The sequence below is a fragment of the Acidobacteriota bacterium genome (genome assembly GCA_030697165.1).
In the GTDB taxonomy this organism is placed as follows: domain Bacteria; phylum Acidobacteriota; class Vicinamibacteria; order Vicinamibacterales; family UBA2999; genus 12-FULL-67-14b.
In genome coordinates, this window is the sequence record JAUYQQ010000003.1 from 14,981 (window position 1) to 32,115 (window position 17,135).

General features: G+C 66.7%; 17 protein-coding genes. 11 read left to right on the top strand and 6 right to left on the bottom strand.

The annotated features are described in order from the left end of the window. Nucleotides 1–268 precede the first annotated feature (268 nt). From Q8T13_02875 to Q8T13_02895, 5 genes are all read left to right on the top strand, one after another. Nucleotides 269–658: a polymer-forming cytoskeletal protein gene (locus Q8T13_02875; GenBank protein MDP3716691.1), complete on the top strand. Its 390-nt coding sequence runs from the start codon at nucleotides 269–271 to the stop codon at nucleotides 656–658. A 22-nt stretch (nucleotides 659–680) separates the two neighbouring features. Then, complete coding sequence (locus tag Q8T13_02880) at nucleotides 681–1,361, top strand: class I SAM-dependent methyltransferase (protein MDP3716692.1); 681 nt, start codon at nucleotides 681–683, stop codon at nucleotides 1,359–1,361. 13 nt (nucleotides 1,362–1,374) lie between these two features. Then, nucleotides 1,375–2,169, top strand: coding sequence for an SAM-dependent chlorinase/fluorinase (locus tag Q8T13_02885; GenBank protein MDP3716693.1), 795 nt, complete (start codon nucleotides 1,375–1,377; stop codon nucleotides 2,167–2,169). A gap of 120 nt (nucleotides 2,170–2,289) precedes the next feature. Then, on the top strand, nucleotides 2,290–3,279 hold the full coding sequence (glpX, locus tag Q8T13_02890; protein ID MDP3716694.1) for a class II fructose-bisphosphatase: 990 nt from the start codon (nucleotides 2,290–2,292) through the stop codon (nucleotides 3,277–3,279). Continuing rightward, nucleotides 3,280–4,482 (top strand): MFS transporter, encoded by a 1,203-nt coding sequence (locus tag Q8T13_02895; GenBank protein ID MDP3716695.1) that lies wholly within the window; start codon nucleotides 3,280–3,282, stop codon nucleotides 4,480–4,482. Here Q8T13_02895 and Q8T13_02900 read toward each other — a convergent pair. Continuing rightward, nucleotides 4,479–5,912: a putative Na+/H+ antiporter gene (locus Q8T13_02900; GenBank protein ID MDP3716696.1), complete on the bottom strand. Its 1,434-nt coding sequence runs from the start codon at nucleotides 5,910–5,912 to the stop codon at nucleotides 4,479–4,481. The genes Q8T13_02895 and Q8T13_02900 overlap by 4 nt on opposite strands. A 41-nt stretch (nucleotides 5,913–5,953) precedes the next feature. Here Q8T13_02900 and hflX point away from each other — a divergent pair, with 41 nt between their 5' ends. The 3 genes from hflX to Q8T13_02915 all read left to right on the top strand — a co-directional run bounded on the left by hflX (nucleotide 5,954) and on the right by Q8T13_02915 (nucleotide 9,205). Continuing rightward, nucleotides 5,954–7,255 (top strand): GTPase HflX, encoded by a 1,302-nt coding sequence (gene hflX, locus Q8T13_02905; GenBank protein ID MDP3716697.1) that lies wholly within the window; start codon nucleotides 5,954–5,956, stop codon nucleotides 7,253–7,255. An 88-nt stretch (nucleotides 7,256–7,343) separates the two neighbouring features. After that, complete coding sequence (locus Q8T13_02910; GenBank protein ID MDP3716698.1) at nucleotides 7,344–8,651, top strand: S-layer homology domain-containing protein; 1,308 nt, start codon at nucleotides 7,344–7,346, stop codon at nucleotides 8,649–8,651. After that, nucleotides 8,648–9,205, top strand: coding sequence for a CDP-alcohol phosphatidyltransferase family protein (locus Q8T13_02915; GenBank protein ID MDP3716699.1), 558 nt, complete (start codon nucleotides 8,648–8,650; stop codon nucleotides 9,203–9,205). The genes Q8T13_02910 and Q8T13_02915 overlap by 4 nt, the downstream gene beginning before the upstream one ends. 31 nt (nucleotides 9,206–9,236) lie before the next feature. On the opposite strand, the gene Q8T13_02920 is transcribed toward Q8T13_02915, so the two are convergent. Genes Q8T13_02920 through Q8T13_02935 form a run of 4 tightly spaced genes read right to left on the bottom strand, consistent with a single transcriptional unit; the run spans nucleotide 9,237 to nucleotide 14,132 of the window. Continuing rightward, nucleotides 9,237–10,601, bottom strand: a complete 1,365-nt coding sequence (locus Q8T13_02920) for a DEAD/DEAH box helicase (GenBank protein MDP3716700.1) — start codon at nucleotides 10,599–10,601, stop codon at nucleotides 9,237–9,239. Next, nucleotides 10,602–11,540, bottom strand: coding sequence for an SDR family oxidoreductase (locus tag Q8T13_02925; protein MDP3716701.1), 939 nt, complete (start codon nucleotides 11,538–11,540; stop codon nucleotides 10,602–10,604). A 1-nt stretch (nucleotide 11,541) separates the two neighbouring features. Further along, on the bottom strand, nucleotides 11,542–12,981 hold the full coding sequence (locus Q8T13_02930; GenBank protein ID MDP3716702.1) for an undecaprenyl-phosphate glucose phosphotransferase: 1,440 nt from the start codon (nucleotides 12,979–12,981) through the stop codon (nucleotides 11,542–11,544). Then, entirely contained in the window at nucleotides 12,975–14,132 is a 1,158-nt protein-coding gene (locus Q8T13_02935) for a glycosyltransferase (protein MDP3716703.1), read from the bottom strand. Before Q8T13_02935 ends, Q8T13_02930 begins: the two co-directional genes overlap by 7 nt. Before the next feature lie 148 nt (nucleotides 14,133–14,280). Here Q8T13_02935 and Q8T13_02940 point away from each other — a divergent pair, with 148 nt between their 5' ends. The 3 genes from Q8T13_02940 to Q8T13_02950 are packed head-to-tail and all read left to right on the top strand — an operon-like array spanning nucleotide 14,281 to nucleotide 15,983. Next, on the top strand, nucleotides 14,281–14,745 hold the full coding sequence (locus Q8T13_02940) for a hypothetical protein (GenBank protein ID MDP3716704.1): 465 nt from the start codon (nucleotides 14,281–14,283) through the stop codon (nucleotides 14,743–14,745). A 12-nt stretch (nucleotides 14,746–14,757) separates the two neighbouring features. Next, nucleotides 14,758–15,153: a phage holin family protein gene (locus tag Q8T13_02945; protein ID MDP3716705.1), complete on the top strand. Its 396-nt coding sequence runs from the start codon at nucleotides 14,758–14,760 to the stop codon at nucleotides 15,151–15,153. Further along, nucleotides 15,129–15,983: a DUF3618 domain-containing protein gene (locus Q8T13_02950; protein ID MDP3716706.1), complete on the top strand. Its 855-nt coding sequence runs from the start codon at nucleotides 15,129–15,131 to the stop codon at nucleotides 15,981–15,983. The genes Q8T13_02945 and Q8T13_02950 overlap by 25 nt, the downstream gene beginning before the upstream one ends. Nucleotides 15,984–16,020: 37 nt before the next feature. Here Q8T13_02950 and Q8T13_02955 read toward each other — a convergent pair whose 3' ends face one another. Then, entirely contained in the window at nucleotides 16,021–17,133 is a 1,113-nt protein-coding gene (locus Q8T13_02955) for a glycosyltransferase family 1 protein (protein MDP3716707.1), read from the bottom strand. Nucleotides 17,134–17,135 lie beyond the last annotated feature (2 nt).

Genomic DNA, 17,135 nt, shown 5'->3' on the forward strand with positions numbered 1-17,135 from the left:
GCAATAAAAGGACTAGACAACGGTTTGCAGGGGCTTCTATACTGGCAGGACTCCATCACCGAAGCCCACTTCCCCGGGTTTCAAGAAATTAATTGGGCACCCTCGAACGGGCTTTCCGACAGAGGGGGAGGTTTCAGCGATGTGGAAGCGGGATGAGTCGGTCAAGCCGGCCACGCCACCGGCGCACACGCCGGCGGCGACACCCTCGGCACCAGGAGCCGCTGCGCCGGCTGCCAGCGAGCCGCGTACCCAACTTGGGAGAGATAACGTGAATATCGGAAAGTCCGTCATCATCAAAGGTGAGTTGAGCGGGAGCGAAGACCTGACGATCGAAGGCCACGTCGAGGGCCGGATCGATCTGAAGGACAACGTCCTCACGATTGGCCCGAACGGCAAGATCAAGGCCGAGGTCTTTGCGAAGGCCGTGGTCGTCCTTGGCGAGGTCACCGGCAACGTCACCGCGTCAGAGAAGGTTGACATTCGCGACAACGGCTCGGTCGATGGCGACATCGCCTCGCCGCGCGTCGCCATTGCCGAAGGCGCGCACTTCCGTGGCGCCGTCGACATGCAGCGTGCCGGCGCCAAGGCGCAGGCAAAGCCGGCGGCGCCTGCCGCCCCGGGGCAGGCTCAGCCGCAGACCCAGAAGGTCGGCGCGTAACGACAGCCGTTCAGACTCTGTCATGGCTGACGCCAGATCGCTGACCGACCTGTTCGGAATCCTCGGCCCACGCCGGGGGAGCGAGACCGCTGCCGTTACCGATACCTCCGTGACCCAGGTCACGGAGGTATCGTATCCAACCAAGGCGCTCCAGAAATTCCTCGGTTGCCTGCAGGGCGCCGACAACCCCCTCATCCTCGATCTTGGTCCCGTCGTTGGCAGCAACGTGACGTTCTTCGGCGAACATCTCGGTTGCCGCATTCGCGTCGAAGACGTCGCCGCCGACATCGATCGCCACGTGAAAGAGGGCAAGCTCGAACTGTTGCCCGAGTACTTTGCCGGCCGGTTCACCCAGGCGCCAGGCTCGGTCGACGGCATCCTGTGCTGGGACGTTCTCGATTACCTGGATCGCCCGGCTGCGCAGGCGCTGGCGACGGCGCTCTGCCGGCTGCTGAAGGCCGACGGGTGCCTCCTCGGGTTGTTCAGCACGGCCGAGACGGGCGAGCAGGTCTATACGAAATACGTGGTGGTGGACGAAGCCACGCTGCGGTATCGCACCTATCCCGCCTTGCGACAGCGGCAGCGCAGCCTGTTGAATGGCGACATCATCAAGTTGTTCAAGGACCTGCGCGTTTCCGATTCCTTCCTCATGAAGAGCAAGCTCCGCGAGATGCTCTTCCGCAAGCCCGCGCCACGGGTCTAGGGTCCGGGCATTCATGGCCCGACCGATCGTTGCCTTCCTCAGCGATTTCGGCACGCGCGATCATTACGCCGGTACCCTGAAAGCGGTCGTGCTCGGGGTGTGTGCCGAAGCCACGCTGGTCGACATCGGTCACGACATTCCGGCACACGACGTGATGGCGGGGGCGCTCGAACTGGCGGCGTGCTATCGGTATTTCCCTCATGGCACGGTGTTCCTGGTGGTGGTCGATCCCGGCGTGGGATCGTCGCGCCGCGGTATTGCCGCCGAGGCCGGCGGTTACCGCTTCGTGGCGCCCGACAACGGCGTGCTGTCGGCGGTGTTCCGCGAGTCGCCGCCGAAGAAGGTCGTCGAGCTTACCGAACGCAAGTACGCTCGCCCCACCGTGAGCCGCACGTTCGAGGGCCGCGATCGGTTCGCGCCGGCCGCGGGCTGGCTGGCCAAGGGCATTGCCCTGGCGTCGCTCGGCAAGGGCATCGGCGACTGTCACGTGCTCGACCTGCCGAAACCAGAGACCGATGCCGGTGAGATTCGCGGGGAAGTGGTGCGGGTGGATCGCTTCGGAAACCTGATTTCCAACATCGAACGCCGGGCGTTCGAACAACTGGCCGCGACGGGCGCTATTGCCGTGCGGGCGGGTGACCACGACGTGGCCCGGGTGGTCGCGACCTATGCCGAGGCGCCGCCCGGGGAGCTGTGCGCGCTGTTTGGCAGCACCGACCACCTCGAGATTGCCGTGAACGCCGGTGACGCGGCGTCCCAGCTGGCCCTGGGCCGCGGCGCCGCCGTCACCGTGCGCCTGACACCATAAAACTGATACGATTTGCTGTTTGCCACGGGCCCAATCGCAAATCTCCAAATCTCCAAATCCAAATCACCAAATCCCGTAGCCCAAATCACCAACTCACCAAATCACGAGATCACCAAATCCATGGAATCTGACCTCTCCCTCGAGTTCCTACGCGTCACCGAGCAGGCGGCCATTGCCTGTGCGCACACCATGGGCCAGGGTGATCGCCACGGCTCCGACCAGGTCGCGGTCGAGGCCATGCGGCGCGAGATGGATACCGTGCCGATTGACGGCACCATCGTGATAGGCGAGGGCGAGCGCGACGAAGCGCCCATGCTCTACATTGGCGAGAAGGTCGGGCTGGCGCACAAGGACCAGACCAACCGGCGCGCCTGGGACGAAGTGGACATCGCCGTTGACCCACTCGAAGGGACCAACCTGTGCGCGACTGGCGCTGCGAATGCCATTGCCGTGCTGGCAGCGTCCGAAAAGGGCGGGTTGCTGCACGCGCCGGACATGTACATGGAGAAGCTGGTGGTCGGGCCGGCGTCGAAGCACCTGGTTGACCTGGACGCGCCCGTACGCGACAACCTGCGTGCCATCGCCCGGAGCCTCGGCCGCCAGGTCGATGAGTTGACGGTGGTCGTACTCGACCGGCCGCGCCACGAAAAGCTGATCGCCGACATTCGCGAAACCGGGGCGCGCATTCGCCTGATTGGCGACGGCGATCTGTCGGCGGGCATCTCCGCGGCGGTCTCCGGCACCGGCGTCCATGCCGTGATGGGCACCGGCGGCGCGCCCGAAGGGGTGCTGACCGCTGCCGCGATGCGTTGCTTGAATGGCGAGATTTTCGCGCGCCTGGTTGTGGCCAAGCCCGGCGACGAGGAGCGGGCCACGGCCATGGGGATCAAGGACATCAAGAGGATCTACAAGTCCGAAGACCTGGCGTGCGGCAAGGACATTGTGTTTGCCGCGACCGGCGTGACCGATGGCTCGCTGATGAAAGGCGTGCAGTTCTTCGGCGCCGGCATCCGCTGCAGCTCGGTGGTGATGCAGACCAACCCGCATCGTATCCGGTTCATCGACAGCATCCAGGTGCATCCCGGTCCGTCGGTCAAGATCCGATTCTGATTGGACCAACGCCAGTCGAGGAGAAACGTCTTTGCCGCGGCCGCGGCCGGCGGCATCGGTTTCACCGGCTTCACGCTGGTCATGCCGTTTCTCCCGCTCTACATCGCCGAGTTGGGCGTCACCGACCTCGGCGAGATCGCGATGTGGACCGGCCTGACCCTCGGCGCCACGCCGACGGTGACCGCGATCAGCGCTCCGCTCTGGGGCCGGGTCGGTGACAAGTACGGCAGCAAGCTCCTCGTCATCCGGTCACTGACCGCATTCATCCTCACCAAGGCGGCCATGGCGTTCGTAACGGCGCCCTGGCAGCTGTTTGCGCTGCGCGCCCTGCTCGGGGTGTTTGCCGGGTACGGCGCCCTCACCATTTCAATGGCGGCGCAGTCGGTGCCACGCGATCGCATGGCGCGGGCCATTGGCACGGTGCAAACCGGCCATCGGCTGGGGCCCGCGGTTGGTCCCGTGATCGGCGGCCTGCTGGCGCCGTTGGTCGGCTTGCGCAGTTCGTTCCTGTTCGCCGCCGCGTTCTACGCCGCGGCCATGGTGCTGGTGCTCGTTCTTTACAAGGATCCGCCGCGGCCGCCCGCCGCCGCCTCCCGGCGGGGCGGTTGGGACGTGTTCGCGCACTTGTTGCGCCTGCCCGGGTTCGTGCTGGCGCTGTTTGTGATCTTCGGTCTGCAGACGGTCGACCGTAGCTTCGGGCCCGTCCTGCCGCTGTTTGTGGCGCAGGTGGGCGTGGCGCCCGACCGGATCCCGCTGGTCTCGGGCATCCTGTTCTCGCTTGGCGCGGTCTCGGCGGCGCTTGGTTCGCAGTTGGCCCCGTGGCTGCTGAAGCGCCGGCCCGCGAAGGGGGTCATCGTCGCCGGGACCGGGGTCGCCGCGCTGGCCATGGCCGCCATCGTCATTGCCCCTGAACTGTGGATGGTCGGCGTGGCGATGGCCGCGGTCGGCCTGGCGATTGGTGTCGCCACCACCACCATTTACTCGGTGGCCGGCGCGTTGCTGCCGGCCGATGCCCATGCCACCGGCTTCGGCGTCATGACCACGGCGTCGCTGATCGGCCTGGCGGTCAGTCCGGTCGTCGCCGGATTCATCGGCGGTTCGGGGCTACGGATCGTGTTCGTGGCCGACGTCGCACTGCTCGTGGTGCTGGCCGTCCTGGTCGCGAGACGCCTGCAGCCCGCGACAGCGGTCTCCGAACCCTAGACCCAGCGGAACATCGCGGCGGACACGAGGGTGGGGATGGCGGCGGCCATCAAGAGTTTCAGGGGGTTGATGGCACCGCCGAAGAACCGGCTGAGCAGTGCCTGTCCCGCCGGGTTGGGGGCGTTGGCAATCACGGTGAGGCCGCCGCCGGTGACCGCGCCTTCGACCACGGCCACCTTGAGGCTGTCGCTCAGTGGCACGAGGGTGGCGAGGTAGGTGATCAAGGCGTTGTCGTTGAACGCTGTCAGCAGGGTCGCGCTCCAGAACAAGGGCTCTTCTGTGAGCCTGCCGAGGACGGGCCCAATCCACCAGCCCTGCAATCCGCCGTGCACCACGAGGCCGGCCAGGAAGAAGCCCACCAGCAGCGGCGTCTTGATGTCGACGGTCGTCTGATAGGCGGCGGTGGCGACCGAGAAGCCCAGGAAGAACAGGAAGCCGCCAATCAGCAACGCCGGGTAGTGGAGGTTGAAGACCGACCACGCCATGAACGCGAGGTGGACCATGGTCACCCACCACGGGATGGGCAGCAGCTGGCGGCCGTCGACGGCCTCGACGGCGGGAATTTCATCCTCCGGCACCGCCGCACGGGTGCCGAGGGTGACGAATTCACGACGGAAGACCAAGGCATACGCAAACGTCGAGATCAGAATGGCGATGGTCGCGCGGGTGCCGAAGTGTCCCAGCATGAACGGCGTGTCCCATCCCCAGGGACCCGCCACCATCAGTACCGGCGGCGCCGCGAAGTGGGTCAGGGTGCCGCCGATCGAGACGTTGACGAACAGCAGCCCCAGCGTGGCGTAGCGCAGCGTCGGCGACGGCTGCAGATCAAAGAACTGTCGGGCCAGCAGGAGCGCGCCGATGGTCATGGCCGCGGCCTCGGTGATCAGGGAGCCGAGCAGCGGCGCGACAATCAGGATGGTCATCCACCAGGCGGCCGGCGTGCAGCCACCCAGGCTGGCGATGCGGCGAAGAATGGTCTCGGCGAGCTGAACCACCGGGCGGGTGGCGGCGAGCGCCATGATCACCACGACGAACATCGCCTCCTGATAGTTGACCGTGTCGTTCAGGTAGACCACGGCGGAGTGCCAATCGCGCGACGCCGCGATCGCCACGAGCAGCGGCACGCCCCATAACGCGAAGATCACTTCCACTTCGCCGAGGAAGTGCAGCAGCTCGGCCTTGACGCTTGGCAGGGGCGGCACACCGGCGGCGCGGCTGGCCGCGTCGTGGTGTTCCTGCGCGTGGTGCGCGGCCGCCTTGAACCGCGCGGCGAAAAAGGTGTGGGTGACCGCCAGCAGAAAGATCACCGTCGCGACCGCATTGAGGGGCTCGGCCTCAATCCGGGCTGCCAGGATGTCCCACAGTGGTTGGCCGTCAGTGGATGGATACGAGCTCAGCGCTCGCGGAAATTCGGAAGGCAGCTCCGGCATCGGTCTCCCGATTATAGTTGTGGAGTAGACTCGATCCAGCAATGAGTGCTCGTCGTCCCGTGCTCGTCGAACGAGCGGCGCTAGTTGGCCTGGTCACGGGCGGCGCGCGGCGAGTCGACGCCGAACATTCCCTCGAAGAGTTGGGCGGCCTCGCCGAGGCCGCGGGTGCCCGCGTCGTGCTGCGCGTGCTGCAGGAGCGGCCCAAACCCGACTCGGCCACGTTCCTGGGCAGCGGCAAGGTCGAGGTGCTGGCCGCGGCCAGCGCCGAGGCCGACGCCGACGTCGTGATCTTCGACAACGAGTTGTCGCCGGCGCAGCTGCGCGAGCTCAGCAAGCGCCTGGATCGCAAGGTCGTCGACCGCACCCAGCTGATTCTCGACATTTTCGCCCGGCGTGCCCGCACCCGCGAGGGCAAGCTGCAGGTCGAACTGGCCCAGCTCAAGTACCTGTTGCCCCGCCTGGTCGGCGCCACCGCCGGCCTGTCACAGCAAGGGGGCGGCATCGGCACTCGCGGCCCCGGTGAAACCAAGCTCGAAGCGGATCGCCGGCGCATTCGGGTGCGCATGAAGGTGCTGTCCGACGATATCGATGTCGTCCGCCGCCGGCGCACGCAGTTGCGGGAACGGCGCCAGAAGATGGATGCGCCGACCGTGGCGCTGGTCGGCTACACCAATGCCGGCAAGACGACGCTGTTCAACCGGCTGACCAAGTCTGACGCCGAGGCGTCGGATGCGCTGTTCGTGACGCTCGATCCGCTGGTGCGCCGCGTCTCGCTGCCCGACCGGCGCGAGCTGTTGATGAGCGATACCGTCGGCTTCATCGACCGCCTGCCGCACACGCTGGTCGCCGCGTTCAGGGCCACGCTCGAGGAGACGGCCGATGCCGACCTCGTCCTCCACGTGATTGATGCCGCCAATCCAGAGCACGAACGGCACATGGCCGCGGTCACGCGAGTGCTCGAAGAAGTGGGCGCACACCTGGTTCCGCGGATCGAGGTCTACAACAAGGTCGATCAACTGTCGGCGGACGAGCGTCGCCGCCTGCAAGAAACGGATCCCTCAGCGCTGCTGATTTCGGCCGCGACCGGCAAGGGCTGTGACGCCCTGCTCGAAAGCGTGGCCTCGCGTCTGGCGCTGGATCAGCAGCGTGTCACCCTCGACCTGGATCTCTCGGATCCGGCGCAAGCCGAGCGCCTGGCCTGGGTCTATCGCCATGCCACCGTGCACAGCCACGCGACCATGGGTGATCACGCCACGTTGGAGGTGGATTTGCCCCGCCGCCTGCTGCCGAAGGTTGGAATGGCGACACCGGTGGCGCCGAAAGCGCGAGGACGCCGTGCGTAGGACAAATGCATTTCACTGGAACACGGAAACACCGAAGCACGGGTCATTCGGTTGGCGGGTTGCCGTGGTTCTGTGTTTCTGTGCTTCCGTGATCGCATTTGGCGCGGCCTGCGCGCCCAAGGCGCCGCCGGCCGTCGTCGGTGCGCCGAAGCATCCTGACTTCATGTTTCCGGTGGCGCCCGAGGGGACGCTCCCGGCGCAGGTGTCGCGGCTCGACCGCGGCTGGCAGTACTTGCAGATCGACGACACGCGCAACGCTGAGCGGGAGTTCCTGGCCGCGATCAAGCAGCAGGCCGCGTTCTATCCGGCCGACGCGGCTCTCGGATACGTCGCCCTGGCACGCGGCCACGAGGCCGACGCCGTGGCACGGTTCGATCGGGCGCTCGCGACCGAGGCGACCTACGTCCCCGCGCTCGTCGGACGAGGCCGGGCCTTGCTGGAACTGGATCGCGTCGGCGAAGCCCTGGTCAATTTCGAGGCGGCGCTCGCCGTGGATCCGACGCTCGTTGACCTGAAGGGGCGCGTCGATGTGCTGCGCTTCCGCGCGACCCAGGACATGCTGGGCCGCGCCAAGGCCGCGACCGACGGCCGGCGATGGGACGAGGCAAAGGCGGCGTACCAGCAAGCGATTGCGGCCTCGCCCGAGTCGGCGTTTCTCTATCGCGAACTGGCATCGGTGGAGCAGCAGGCCGGCGACCCGGCCGGGGCGCTCGAACATTACCGCAAGGCGGTGGAACTCGACGCGAGTGACGCGCGCTCGTGGGCGGCCATCGGCGGGCTGCTCGAAGTCAACGATGATGTCGTGGGTGCGTTGACGGCTTATGAACGGGCGAGAGCTGTCGATCCGGACGAGGTGCCCGAGGCAGCGGTCACCCGGGTACGCGACCGCGCCGCCTTGCTGAAGCTGCCGGCCGAGTATCGCGCCATTCCCGCCAACCCCGGCATCGCGCGAGGCGAGGTCGCGGCCCTGATTGGCATTCGGCTCGACACGCTCGTCGCGCGGGCGCGGCCGCGCCAGTTGATCATCACCGACACTCGCGGCCACTGGGCGCAGCAGTGGATCAACGCCGTGGCCAGGGCCGGCATCATGGATCCGCTGCCCAATTACGCGTTCCAGCCTGCCCAGCGGGTCCGCCGCGGTGAACTGGCCCTCACCGTGTCGCGGCTGCTGGCGCTGATTGGCGCCGGCAGGCCCGGGCTGCAGAAGAAATGGCAGGCGGCCAAGGTGCCGGTGGCCGACGTCCCGGCCAGTCACCTCAGTTATCCCTACGTCTCGCAGGCCGTGGCCGCCGGCGTCATGTCGCTCACCAACGGCAACTTCGACCTGCTGCGCAACGTGAGCGGCGCGGAGGCTTACGAAGTGATCAGCCGGCTCGAGGCACTGGCCCGGCCATGACCACGCAGGTCTTCACGCTGGCCAACCAGCTCACCATGCTGCGCATGTTGCTGGTGCCGGTGTTCGTGCTGCTGATGCTGTACGGCCGGTTCGGCTGGGCGCTGCTCACGTTCATGTTCGCCGGCATGACCGACCTGCTCGACGGACTCGCCGCGCGCAAGACCGGCGGCCAGACCGACCTGGGCGCGTGGCTCGACCCGATCGCCGACAAGCTGCTGATCGGGGCGACCTTCATCGTGCTGACGCTGCCGAACATCGGCCTCGTCAACCGCCTGCCCTTGTGGCTCACCGTGACGGTGATTAGTCGCGACGTCGGCATCCTGTTGACCGTCGCCATCGTCAGCCTGGCGATGGGTCCGCGCACGTTCCGTCCGTCGCCACTGGGCAAGCTCGCGACCGCGATTTTCGTGGTGGCGTGCGTGGTGGTGATGTTCTTCAACTACCTCGGGTACGCGTCCGTGTGGGTCGAGGTCGCGATCTGGGTGTCGCTGGCCGTCACGCTGGCCTCGTGGGTCGATTACGTCTGGCGGCTGGCGCGAATCATCAACAAGTAGGGGCGGGTCTTTAGACCCGCCTGGGGCGGCGCTACGTGCGGCCGCGCCGGCCTGAGGGGCCGCTGCGCTGGCCGCCGGGCCCACGTGGCCGCCAGGAACCGCCAGCGGCACCGCCGCCGGGCCGATGACCGCCGGGCCGCGCATGCGAACGTCCGCCACCGGGCGGCCGGTGACCAATGCTTACACCAGCGGCGGCGTTGGGCTTGTCCCCCGGAGCGGAACGCGACGCGGACCTGTCCACCGTAGCGGAACGCGAAGGTGGATGAGGCGTGTTGGCAATGAATCCCTCGAGCTTGCGGCGGGCGATGCCTCGGCCCAGGAAGCGCTCGAGCCGGCGCAGATCATCCATCTCGTCGTGCGAGACAAAACTAATGGCGTCGCCGATGGCGTGTGCCCGGCCGGTGCGGCCAATGCGGTGCACGTAGTCTTCGGGCTGCGGCGGGAAGTCGTAGTTGATGACGTGCGAGATGCCGTCCACATCGATGCCGCGGGCGGCGATGTCGGTCGCCACCAGGCAGCGGACGTCGCCCGACTTGAACCGCTTGAGCGCCAGGATGCGCTGGCCCTGGGTGCGGTTCGAGTGCAGCGTGGCGCAGCGAATGCCGGCGTCCTCGAGCTTGCGGGCAATGCGATCGGCGCCGTGCTTGGTGCGCGAGAACACCAGCACCGACTCGAGCGCCGCGTCCTTCAGCAGGTGGACGAGCGCGGGCACCTTGGCGGCCTGCGACACCTCGACGATCCATTGCGCCACGGCCTCGACCGGGGTCGAGCGCGCGCCAATCTCGACCAGCACCGGCGTCTTGAGGAACTCCTTCGAGACCGCCTCGATCTCCTTCGACAGGGTGGCGGAAAAGAGCAGGGTCTGCCGGACCTTGGGCGTGGCCGCGACGATCTTCCGGATCGGCGGCAGGAACCCCATGTCGAGCATGCGGTCGGCCTCGTCCAGCACCAGCACTTGCAGGTCGGCGAAGCTCACGTGACGTTGCTGCATGAGGTCGAGCAGGCGCCCGGGCGTGGCCACGGCGATGTCAACGCCCCGGCGCAGCGCCTGGATCTGCGGGCCTTCGCCGACGCCGCCGAAGATGGTGGCGTAGCGCAGCGGCAGGTGCCGGCCGTAGGCGCGGATGTTCTCTTCGATTTGCGCCACCAGCTCGCGGGTGGGCGCGACCACCAGCGCCCGCATGTGCTTCGCCGGCGGCGCGGCGCCCAGCCGCTCGAGCAGCGGCAGCACGAACGCGGCGGTCTTGCCGGTGCCGGTCTGGGCCACGCCGATCATGTCGCGGCCTTCCAGGATGACGGGAATCGCCTTGGCCTGGATCGGCGTCGGCTCGACGTAGCCCTGTTCCTTGAGTGCGGTGGTGATCTTCGAGCCGAGGCCGAGGGTGGTGAATGGCAACTACGAACCCAGGACCTTGGTCTTGAAATAACCGATGGTGTGCCCGAGGCCTTCCTCGAGCGAGACCTTGGGTTCCCAGCCGAGCAGCGTGCGCGCGCGGGTGATGTCGGGCTGCCGGACCTTCGGGTCGTCGGTCGGCAGCGGCTTGTAGATGATCTGGCTGGTCGAGCCGGTCATCTTGATGATCTGCCGCGCGATCTGCTCGATCGTCATCTCTTGCGGATTGCCGATGTTGATCGGATCGTTCTCCTTCGACAGCATCAGCCGAATCAAGCCGTCCACCAGGTCGCTGATGTAGCAGAAACTTCGCGTCTGCGAGCCGTCGCCAAACACCGTGACGTCCTGGTTCAGCAGCGCCTGCGTCATGAACGCCGGCACGGCGCGGCCGTCACGAATGCGCATCCGTGGGCCGTAGGTGTTGAAGATGCGGACGATCTTGGTGTCGAGGTTGTGGAAGCGGCGATACGCCACCGTCATGGCCTCGGCAAACCGCTTGGCTTCGTCATAAACGCCGCGCGGGCCGATCGGGTTGACGTTGCCCCAGTAGGTCTCTTTCTGCGGGTGCTCGAGCGGGTCGCCGTAGACTTCGGAGGTCGAGGCAATCATGAAGGTCGCGCCCTTGGCCTTGGCCAGGCCGAGCGCCTTGTGCGTGCCGAGCGCGCCCACCTTGAGCGTCGGGATGGGGAGCTCGAGATAGTCAATCGGGCTCGCCGGGCTCGCCCAGTGGAGCACGTAGTCCACCGGGCCATCGATGTCGATGTAGTTGGTGACGTCGTGACGAATGAACTGGAAGTTGCGGTCGCGCAGGTGCGCGATGTTCGCCAGGTCACCCGTCAACAGGTTGTCGACGCCGACCACCGAGAAGCCGCGGTCGAGCAACGCCTCGGACAGGTGAGAGCCGATGAAGCCGGCGGCGCCGGTAATGACTACGCGCGGCACGCTACGCGGCCCCGCGATTAGGGGTGAGGACGCGGAGCAGGGTCAGCCACATAATTTTGATGTCCAGGGTTACCGACCAGTTCTCGATGTAATACAGGTCGTACTCGATGCGTTTCTCGAGCGAGGTGTTGCCGCGCCAGCCGTTGACCTGGGCCCAGCCGGTGATGCCGGCCTTCACCTTGTGGCGCAGCATGTACTGCGGAATGCGGTGCTTGAACTGCTCGACGAAGAACGGCCGCTCCGGCCGGGGGCCGACAATCGACATCTCGCCGACCAGCACGTTCCAGAACTGCGGCCACTCGTCCAGGTCGTGGGCGCGCAGCCAGGCGCCGATGCCGGTGGCGCGCGGGTCGTTCTCGTCGCCCCACACCGGCCCCTCGGGTTCGGCATCGATCGGCATGGTCCGGAACTTGTAGACGTGGAACTGCTTGCCGTCGAGGCCCATGCGCTCCTGCGTGTAGAACACCGGACCGGGCGAGTTGCGCTTGATCAGCCACGAGATCAGCAAGCCCGGCAACGCCATGACCGCGAGCGCCCCGGCGGAAATCACGATGTCGAGGGCGCGCTTGATGAACGCGCTCAGGCCCTGGTGCGGGACGTCGTTCAGGTTGATGACGGGCACGCCGTCGAGGTCTTCGAGTCGCGCCCTGAGCGCAATGAATTGCAGCAGGTCGGGCACCACCTTGATGTCAACGCCCTCGCGGCTGGTTGACTCGACCAGGTCGAGCAGCTTCATGTGCTCTTCGAGCGGCAACGCGACGTAGAGGTCGTCGATCTTCTCGTTGGCGACAATCTCGGCCGCCTCGCTGAGCGAGCCGAGCAGCGGCAGGCCGCGATAGCCCAGGTGATCGCCGCCGGCCTTGTCGTCCACGAATCCGACGAGCTGGTATCCCAACTCGCGATGCTCGAGCATGCGGTCGGCGACGACGCGGCCGAGCTCGCCGGCGCCCGCGATCAGGATCCGCCGCAGCCCAACGCCCGCCAGCCAGCGCCGTTCAAGCGCCTCGCGAATGAACTTGCGCGACAGGTAGCCGAAGGCGATGTTGCAGCCGAGGAACAGGCCCCAGACCAGGCGCGATACTTCAAACGCGCCAATGTCGCGCTGCGCGTTCGACGCGTAGTAGGCCTGGAAATACAGCGTGCTGACAATGCCGAGCACCACCGCGAAGATGCTGCCGACCAGCACGTTGAAGAAGTCGTCGATGCGCGAGCGGCCCCGGCGCAGCCGGTAGAGGCCCTGGAAATGGAACCCGATCGGGACCACCAGCGCCACGAACGGCAGGACGCCAAAATACTGCTCGATCGGCGGCTGACCACGGGTGATCTCGAACAGGGCCGATTCGAAGCGCAGGACGTAGGCCAGCAGGAACGCCACCATCGCCAGGACGGCATCGGTGGCCACGTGAAACGCCACCAGCAGGCGGTTGTGTCGCCTTACCACCGGGTGCCTGCCGGGGCGCGCATGGTGTCGTCCACGACGTGCTCGATCGCGGCGACGAATCGCTGCCGGGAGAAGGTTTCCGCGTGGGCGCGAATGCGCGCCGGGTTCCACCGCGTCGCCGCGGCGCGCTGTAACCCCGCGGCCAGCGACGCTACCGTCGGCTCGCCGAACAGCACGCCGGTCTCGCCCTCGATCACCGTGTCGAGCGCGCCGCCGCGGCCGAGCGCCACCACCGGGCGGCCGCAGGCCTGGGCCTCGACCGGGACGATGCCGAAGTCTTCTTCGCCGGGGAGGATCGCCGCGGTGCAGGTTCGATACAAGTCCCGGATCTCCTCGTCCGTTCGCCAGCCGGCCAGCTCGATGCCGTCGCCGGTGAGGCGCTCCAGGCTCTGCCGTTCGGGGCCGCTGCCGACGACCGTGAGCCGCACACCGGCCTGGCGGGCGGCCATCATGGCCAGGTCGACGCGCTTGTACGGCACCAGTGCAGACACCACCAGGAAATGTGGTGAATTGGCGATCTGGTGATTTGGTGATTTGGTTGACGGCACGGCTGTCACCGCCTCGTCCGAGGCGGGGCTGTAGAACTCAGTGTCGACCGGTGGATGAACAAGGGTCGACTGACGATTATAGTACAGCGCGATCCTCCGCGCAACATATTGAGAGATAGCGAGATAGCGGTGTACCCGACCCTCGGTGGCCCGGTCCCAGCGGGCCAGACCGGCCAGCACCGGCCGCAGCAGGGCGCTTGGCACCTTGCCGACCCGATCCGGGCCGAAGTAGGCATCGAACTGGTCCCACGCGTAGCGCATGGGCGTCAGGCAATAGCAGAGGTGCCGCGCCCGGCCCGTGACCACCACCGACTTGGCGGCGCAGTGGCTGGTGCTGATCACCAGGTCGTAGCCGTCGAGGTCGAACTGCTCGACCGCCATGGGGAAGAGCGGCAAGTACTGCCGATAGAGCGTGCCCGCCATCGGCAGCCAGTGGATGGGTGATTTCTTCACCAGCCGCTTCTCGATGACCGGCGTGACCGTGCCCTTCAGATAGACCAGCGTGAACAGGTCGGCGGCGGGGAAGAGCTCGCAGAACACCTCGAGCGCCTTCTCCCCTCCGCGCATACCAGTGATCCAGTCGTGGATGAGTGCGACGCGCACCTCGGGATCATAGCCCACGCGGGAGCACACTTCGCATTTGTGGTAACTGCGGATGGCTTGTGGGGAGCCTCGGCGTGCAGTCGCCGTCTGGGCGCCTGATGGAGTGGCCCATCTCTTGCTCTTGTGAGGTGTTGGAGGACATCAACACATGACCACAAACGCACCACACAAGACGCCAGGCGCGGCGACCGACTCGCTCAGCCGGACAGGGAACGGCCACGACAAGAGCGGAGTGATGAGCGGCATACAAGAGACGGTCGCTCAGCGAGTGGACCAGGAGAAGAAGCGCGCGGCCCAAGGGATCGGCAGTATCGCCGACGTGATTCACCAGGCCGGCGATGGGTTGCGCGAGCAGAACGAAGGCCTGGCCACGCTCGTCGAGGGTGCCAGCACTCAGCTCAGGCAATTCGCCGAGCACATCCGCACGCGCGGCGCCGGCGACCTCGTTGAGGACGTGGCGGTGTTTGGACGGCGCCGGCCCGCGCTCTTCATTGGCGGCGCCCTGCTCCTCGGACTGGGCCTCGCGCGCTTCCTGAAGAGTTCCGCGCCCACGAGCCGCCAGCCTTACCAGGATCGCGCCGGCGCGGCCTTCGGCGACGCCGGCCAGTACTGACGGGAGGCAATCATGGATGCGTCACGTTCTGAACAGTCGCTCGGCAGCCTGTTGTCGGATCTGTCTCAACAGACGGCCGACCTCGTTCGGCAAGAGACTCGATTGGCCAAAGCGGAGCTGGGCCAAAAGGTCACGGAGCTGAAACGGCCCGCCCTGCTAATCGGGGCCGGTGCTGCCGCCGGGCTGACGGCGTTGATGACGACGGCGATGGCGCTGACGCTGTTGCTGATCGAACTTGGCGTCACCCCGTGGGCCGCGGCGGTGATCTGCACGGCCATTCTGGCCCTCACGGCCTTCGCACTGGTCCAGACCGGCCTGTCGGCTTTCGCGGGCCGCAGCCTGGTGCCCGACCAGACGATTCATTCAATCAAGGAGACGACCCAGTGGCTGAAGAACGAAACCCGGTGACGGGAACGGTCGCTGGCGAGACGGGGGCGATCCGAAATGAGATCGCCCGCACGCGCAGCGAGATGAGCAACACGATTGGCGAAATTCAAGACCGGCTGAAGCCCGAGCACCTGATCCAGCAAGCCAAGGACAGTGTGCAGGAGGCGGCCGCAGTAAAGATGAGGACCATTATGCATTCTGCAAACCACGCCGCGGGAGCCGTGGCCGGGACCACGCGAAGAGCGGCCGACCAGGCCACCGACTACGTCAAGCACCACCCCGTGCAATTCGCCTTGGTGGCGGCCGGAGTCACGTGGCTGCTGACGCGCAACAATCGCCACGAGTGGCGGGGCACGCGCGGCTACAACGTCGCCAACGACTGGCAGGGATCGGACGCGGCGGAGGGGTACGTCGCACAGGCGAAGGATAAGACCCGCGAAGTGGTCGACCAGGTGCGCGACGCCGCCTCGACCGCCAGCGCCCAGGTGCGCGACGCCGCGTCGACCGCCACCGACCAGGTGCAGCAGAGTTGGCAGCGTGCTGGCCACACCTCGCAGCGATGGCTCACCGAGAACCCGCTGGCCGTTGGTGTCGCCGCCGTCGCGGCCGGTGTCGCGCTTGGCTTGGTGGTTCCGGGCACCCGGCTCGAGGATCGAACGCTCGGCGAAACCCGTGATTCGATGGTCGAAAAGGCCGGCGAGGCCGCGCGTGATCTGCGCGACGCCGTCGCGGTGAAGGCGAAGGACGTAGCCGCGGAGGTGATGGGTGAAGTGGCGCCGGCCGCAACGCCGCCCGCCGCGCAATCCGCAGCGCTACCCAGGAGCTCGGCCGGCAGCTATCGACCGACCTAGCTCTCAGGCACAACGCTTCAACGCGAACCGGTCGCCCCTACCGGTTCGCGACTTCCATGTAGATCTGGTGAATCTTGCCCACGCTCTGCTTCCACGAGAAATCGTGGGCGCGGGCGAGGCCCTTGGCGATCAGGTCAGTGCGCAAGGTCTCGTCGGTCACGGCGCGGACAATCCCGTCGGCAATCGCCTCCGACTCGTGCGGGTCGACCAGCAGCGCCGCGCCGCCGGCCACTTCGGGCAGCGACGACACGTTGGAGGTCACGACCGGCGTGCCGCAGGCCATGGCCTCGAGCGGCGGCAACCCAAATCCCTCGTAGAGCGACGGGAACACGAACGCGCGGGCCAGGCGGTAGAACGCGGCCAGCGTCTCCTGCGGCTGAAAGCCCAGGAACCGGACGTGCTTGTCCAGCTTGTGGCGGTGCACTGACTGCCGCAGCACGGGATACTTCGACAGTTCGTCGCCGATGATGATCAACTTCAAGTTGTCAGGGCCGCTGCGCTGGGCGATCGCGAAGGCTTCCACCAGCCGCTCGATGTTCTTGTGCGGCTTGATATTGCCGACGTACAGCACGAAGGGGTGGTCCAGCTGGTAGCGCTGGCGCGTCAGATCCATGCGGTGCAGATCGGCCGGCCCGAGAAATCGCTCGTCGATGGCGTTGTAGATGACCTCGACCTTCTCGGGTGGGATGTCGAAGAACCGCAGGATGTCGCGCTTCGACGCCTCCGACACCGTCAGCACCCGGTCGGCCTTCCGGGTCGCGCTCCACATCGAACCCTTCGCGTACACGTAGGCCAGCTTGCCGGGCAGGTACTGCGGGAACATCAGGTGAATGCAGTCGTGAATGGTTACGACCGAGCGGCAGCGAATCGCCGGCGGCAGCACGTAGTGCGGTTCGTGCACCATCGCCACGCGTTCGCGCGCCAGCGCCAGCGGAATGCGGACCTGTTCGGCGATCGAGTAGGTCGGCGCGGTCTCGGGGACCATCCGGAAGTTGCGCCCAAGCACGTCGCCGGCATCCACGTCGTCGGGCCGGCACAGCACGACGTATTCGGTGGCCTGGTCGAGCCGCGACAACTCGATCAGGATGTTGCGGATGTACGTGCCGATGCCGAAGTCGCGAAGCTTGCGCGCGTCGATCGCGATCCGCATGG

What these genes read in the sequence shown, in the direction of transcription:
- Q8T13_02880 (MDP3716692.1), top strand. Translation starts at nt 681, where the DNA reads ATGGCTGACGCCAGATCGCTGACCGACCTGTTCGGAATCCTCGGCCCA.
- hflX (MDP3716697.1), top strand. Translation starts at nt 5,954, where the DNA reads ATGAGTGCTCGTCGTCCCGTGCTCGTCGAACGAGCGGCGCTAGTTGGC.
- Q8T13_02900 (MDP3716696.1), bottom strand. Translation starts at nt 5,912, where the DNA reads ATGCCGGAGCTGCCTTCCGAATTTCCGCGAGCGCTGAGCTCGTATCCA.
- glpX (MDP3716694.1), top strand. Translation starts at nt 2,290, where the DNA reads ATGGAATCTGACCTCTCCCTCGAGTTCCTACGCGTCACCGAGCAGGCG.
- Q8T13_02955 (MDP3716707.1), bottom strand. Translation starts at nt 17,133, where the DNA reads ATGCGGATCGCGATCGACGCGCGCAAGCTTCGCGACTTCGGCATCGGC.
- Q8T13_02885 (MDP3716693.1), top strand. Translation starts at nt 1,375, where the DNA reads ATGGCCCGACCGATCGTTGCCTTCCTCAGCGATTTCGGCACGCGCGAT.
- Q8T13_02915 (MDP3716699.1), top strand. Translation starts at nt 8,648, where the DNA reads ATGACCACGCAGGTCTTCACGCTGGCCAACCAGCTCACCATGCTGCGC.
- Q8T13_02945 (MDP3716705.1), top strand. Translation starts at nt 14,758, where the DNA reads ATGGATGCGTCACGTTCTGAACAGTCGCTCGGCAGCCTGTTGTCGGAT.
- Q8T13_02940 (MDP3716704.1), top strand. Translation starts at nt 14,281, where the DNA reads ATGACCACAAACGCACCACACAAGACGCCAGGCGCGGCGACCGACTCG.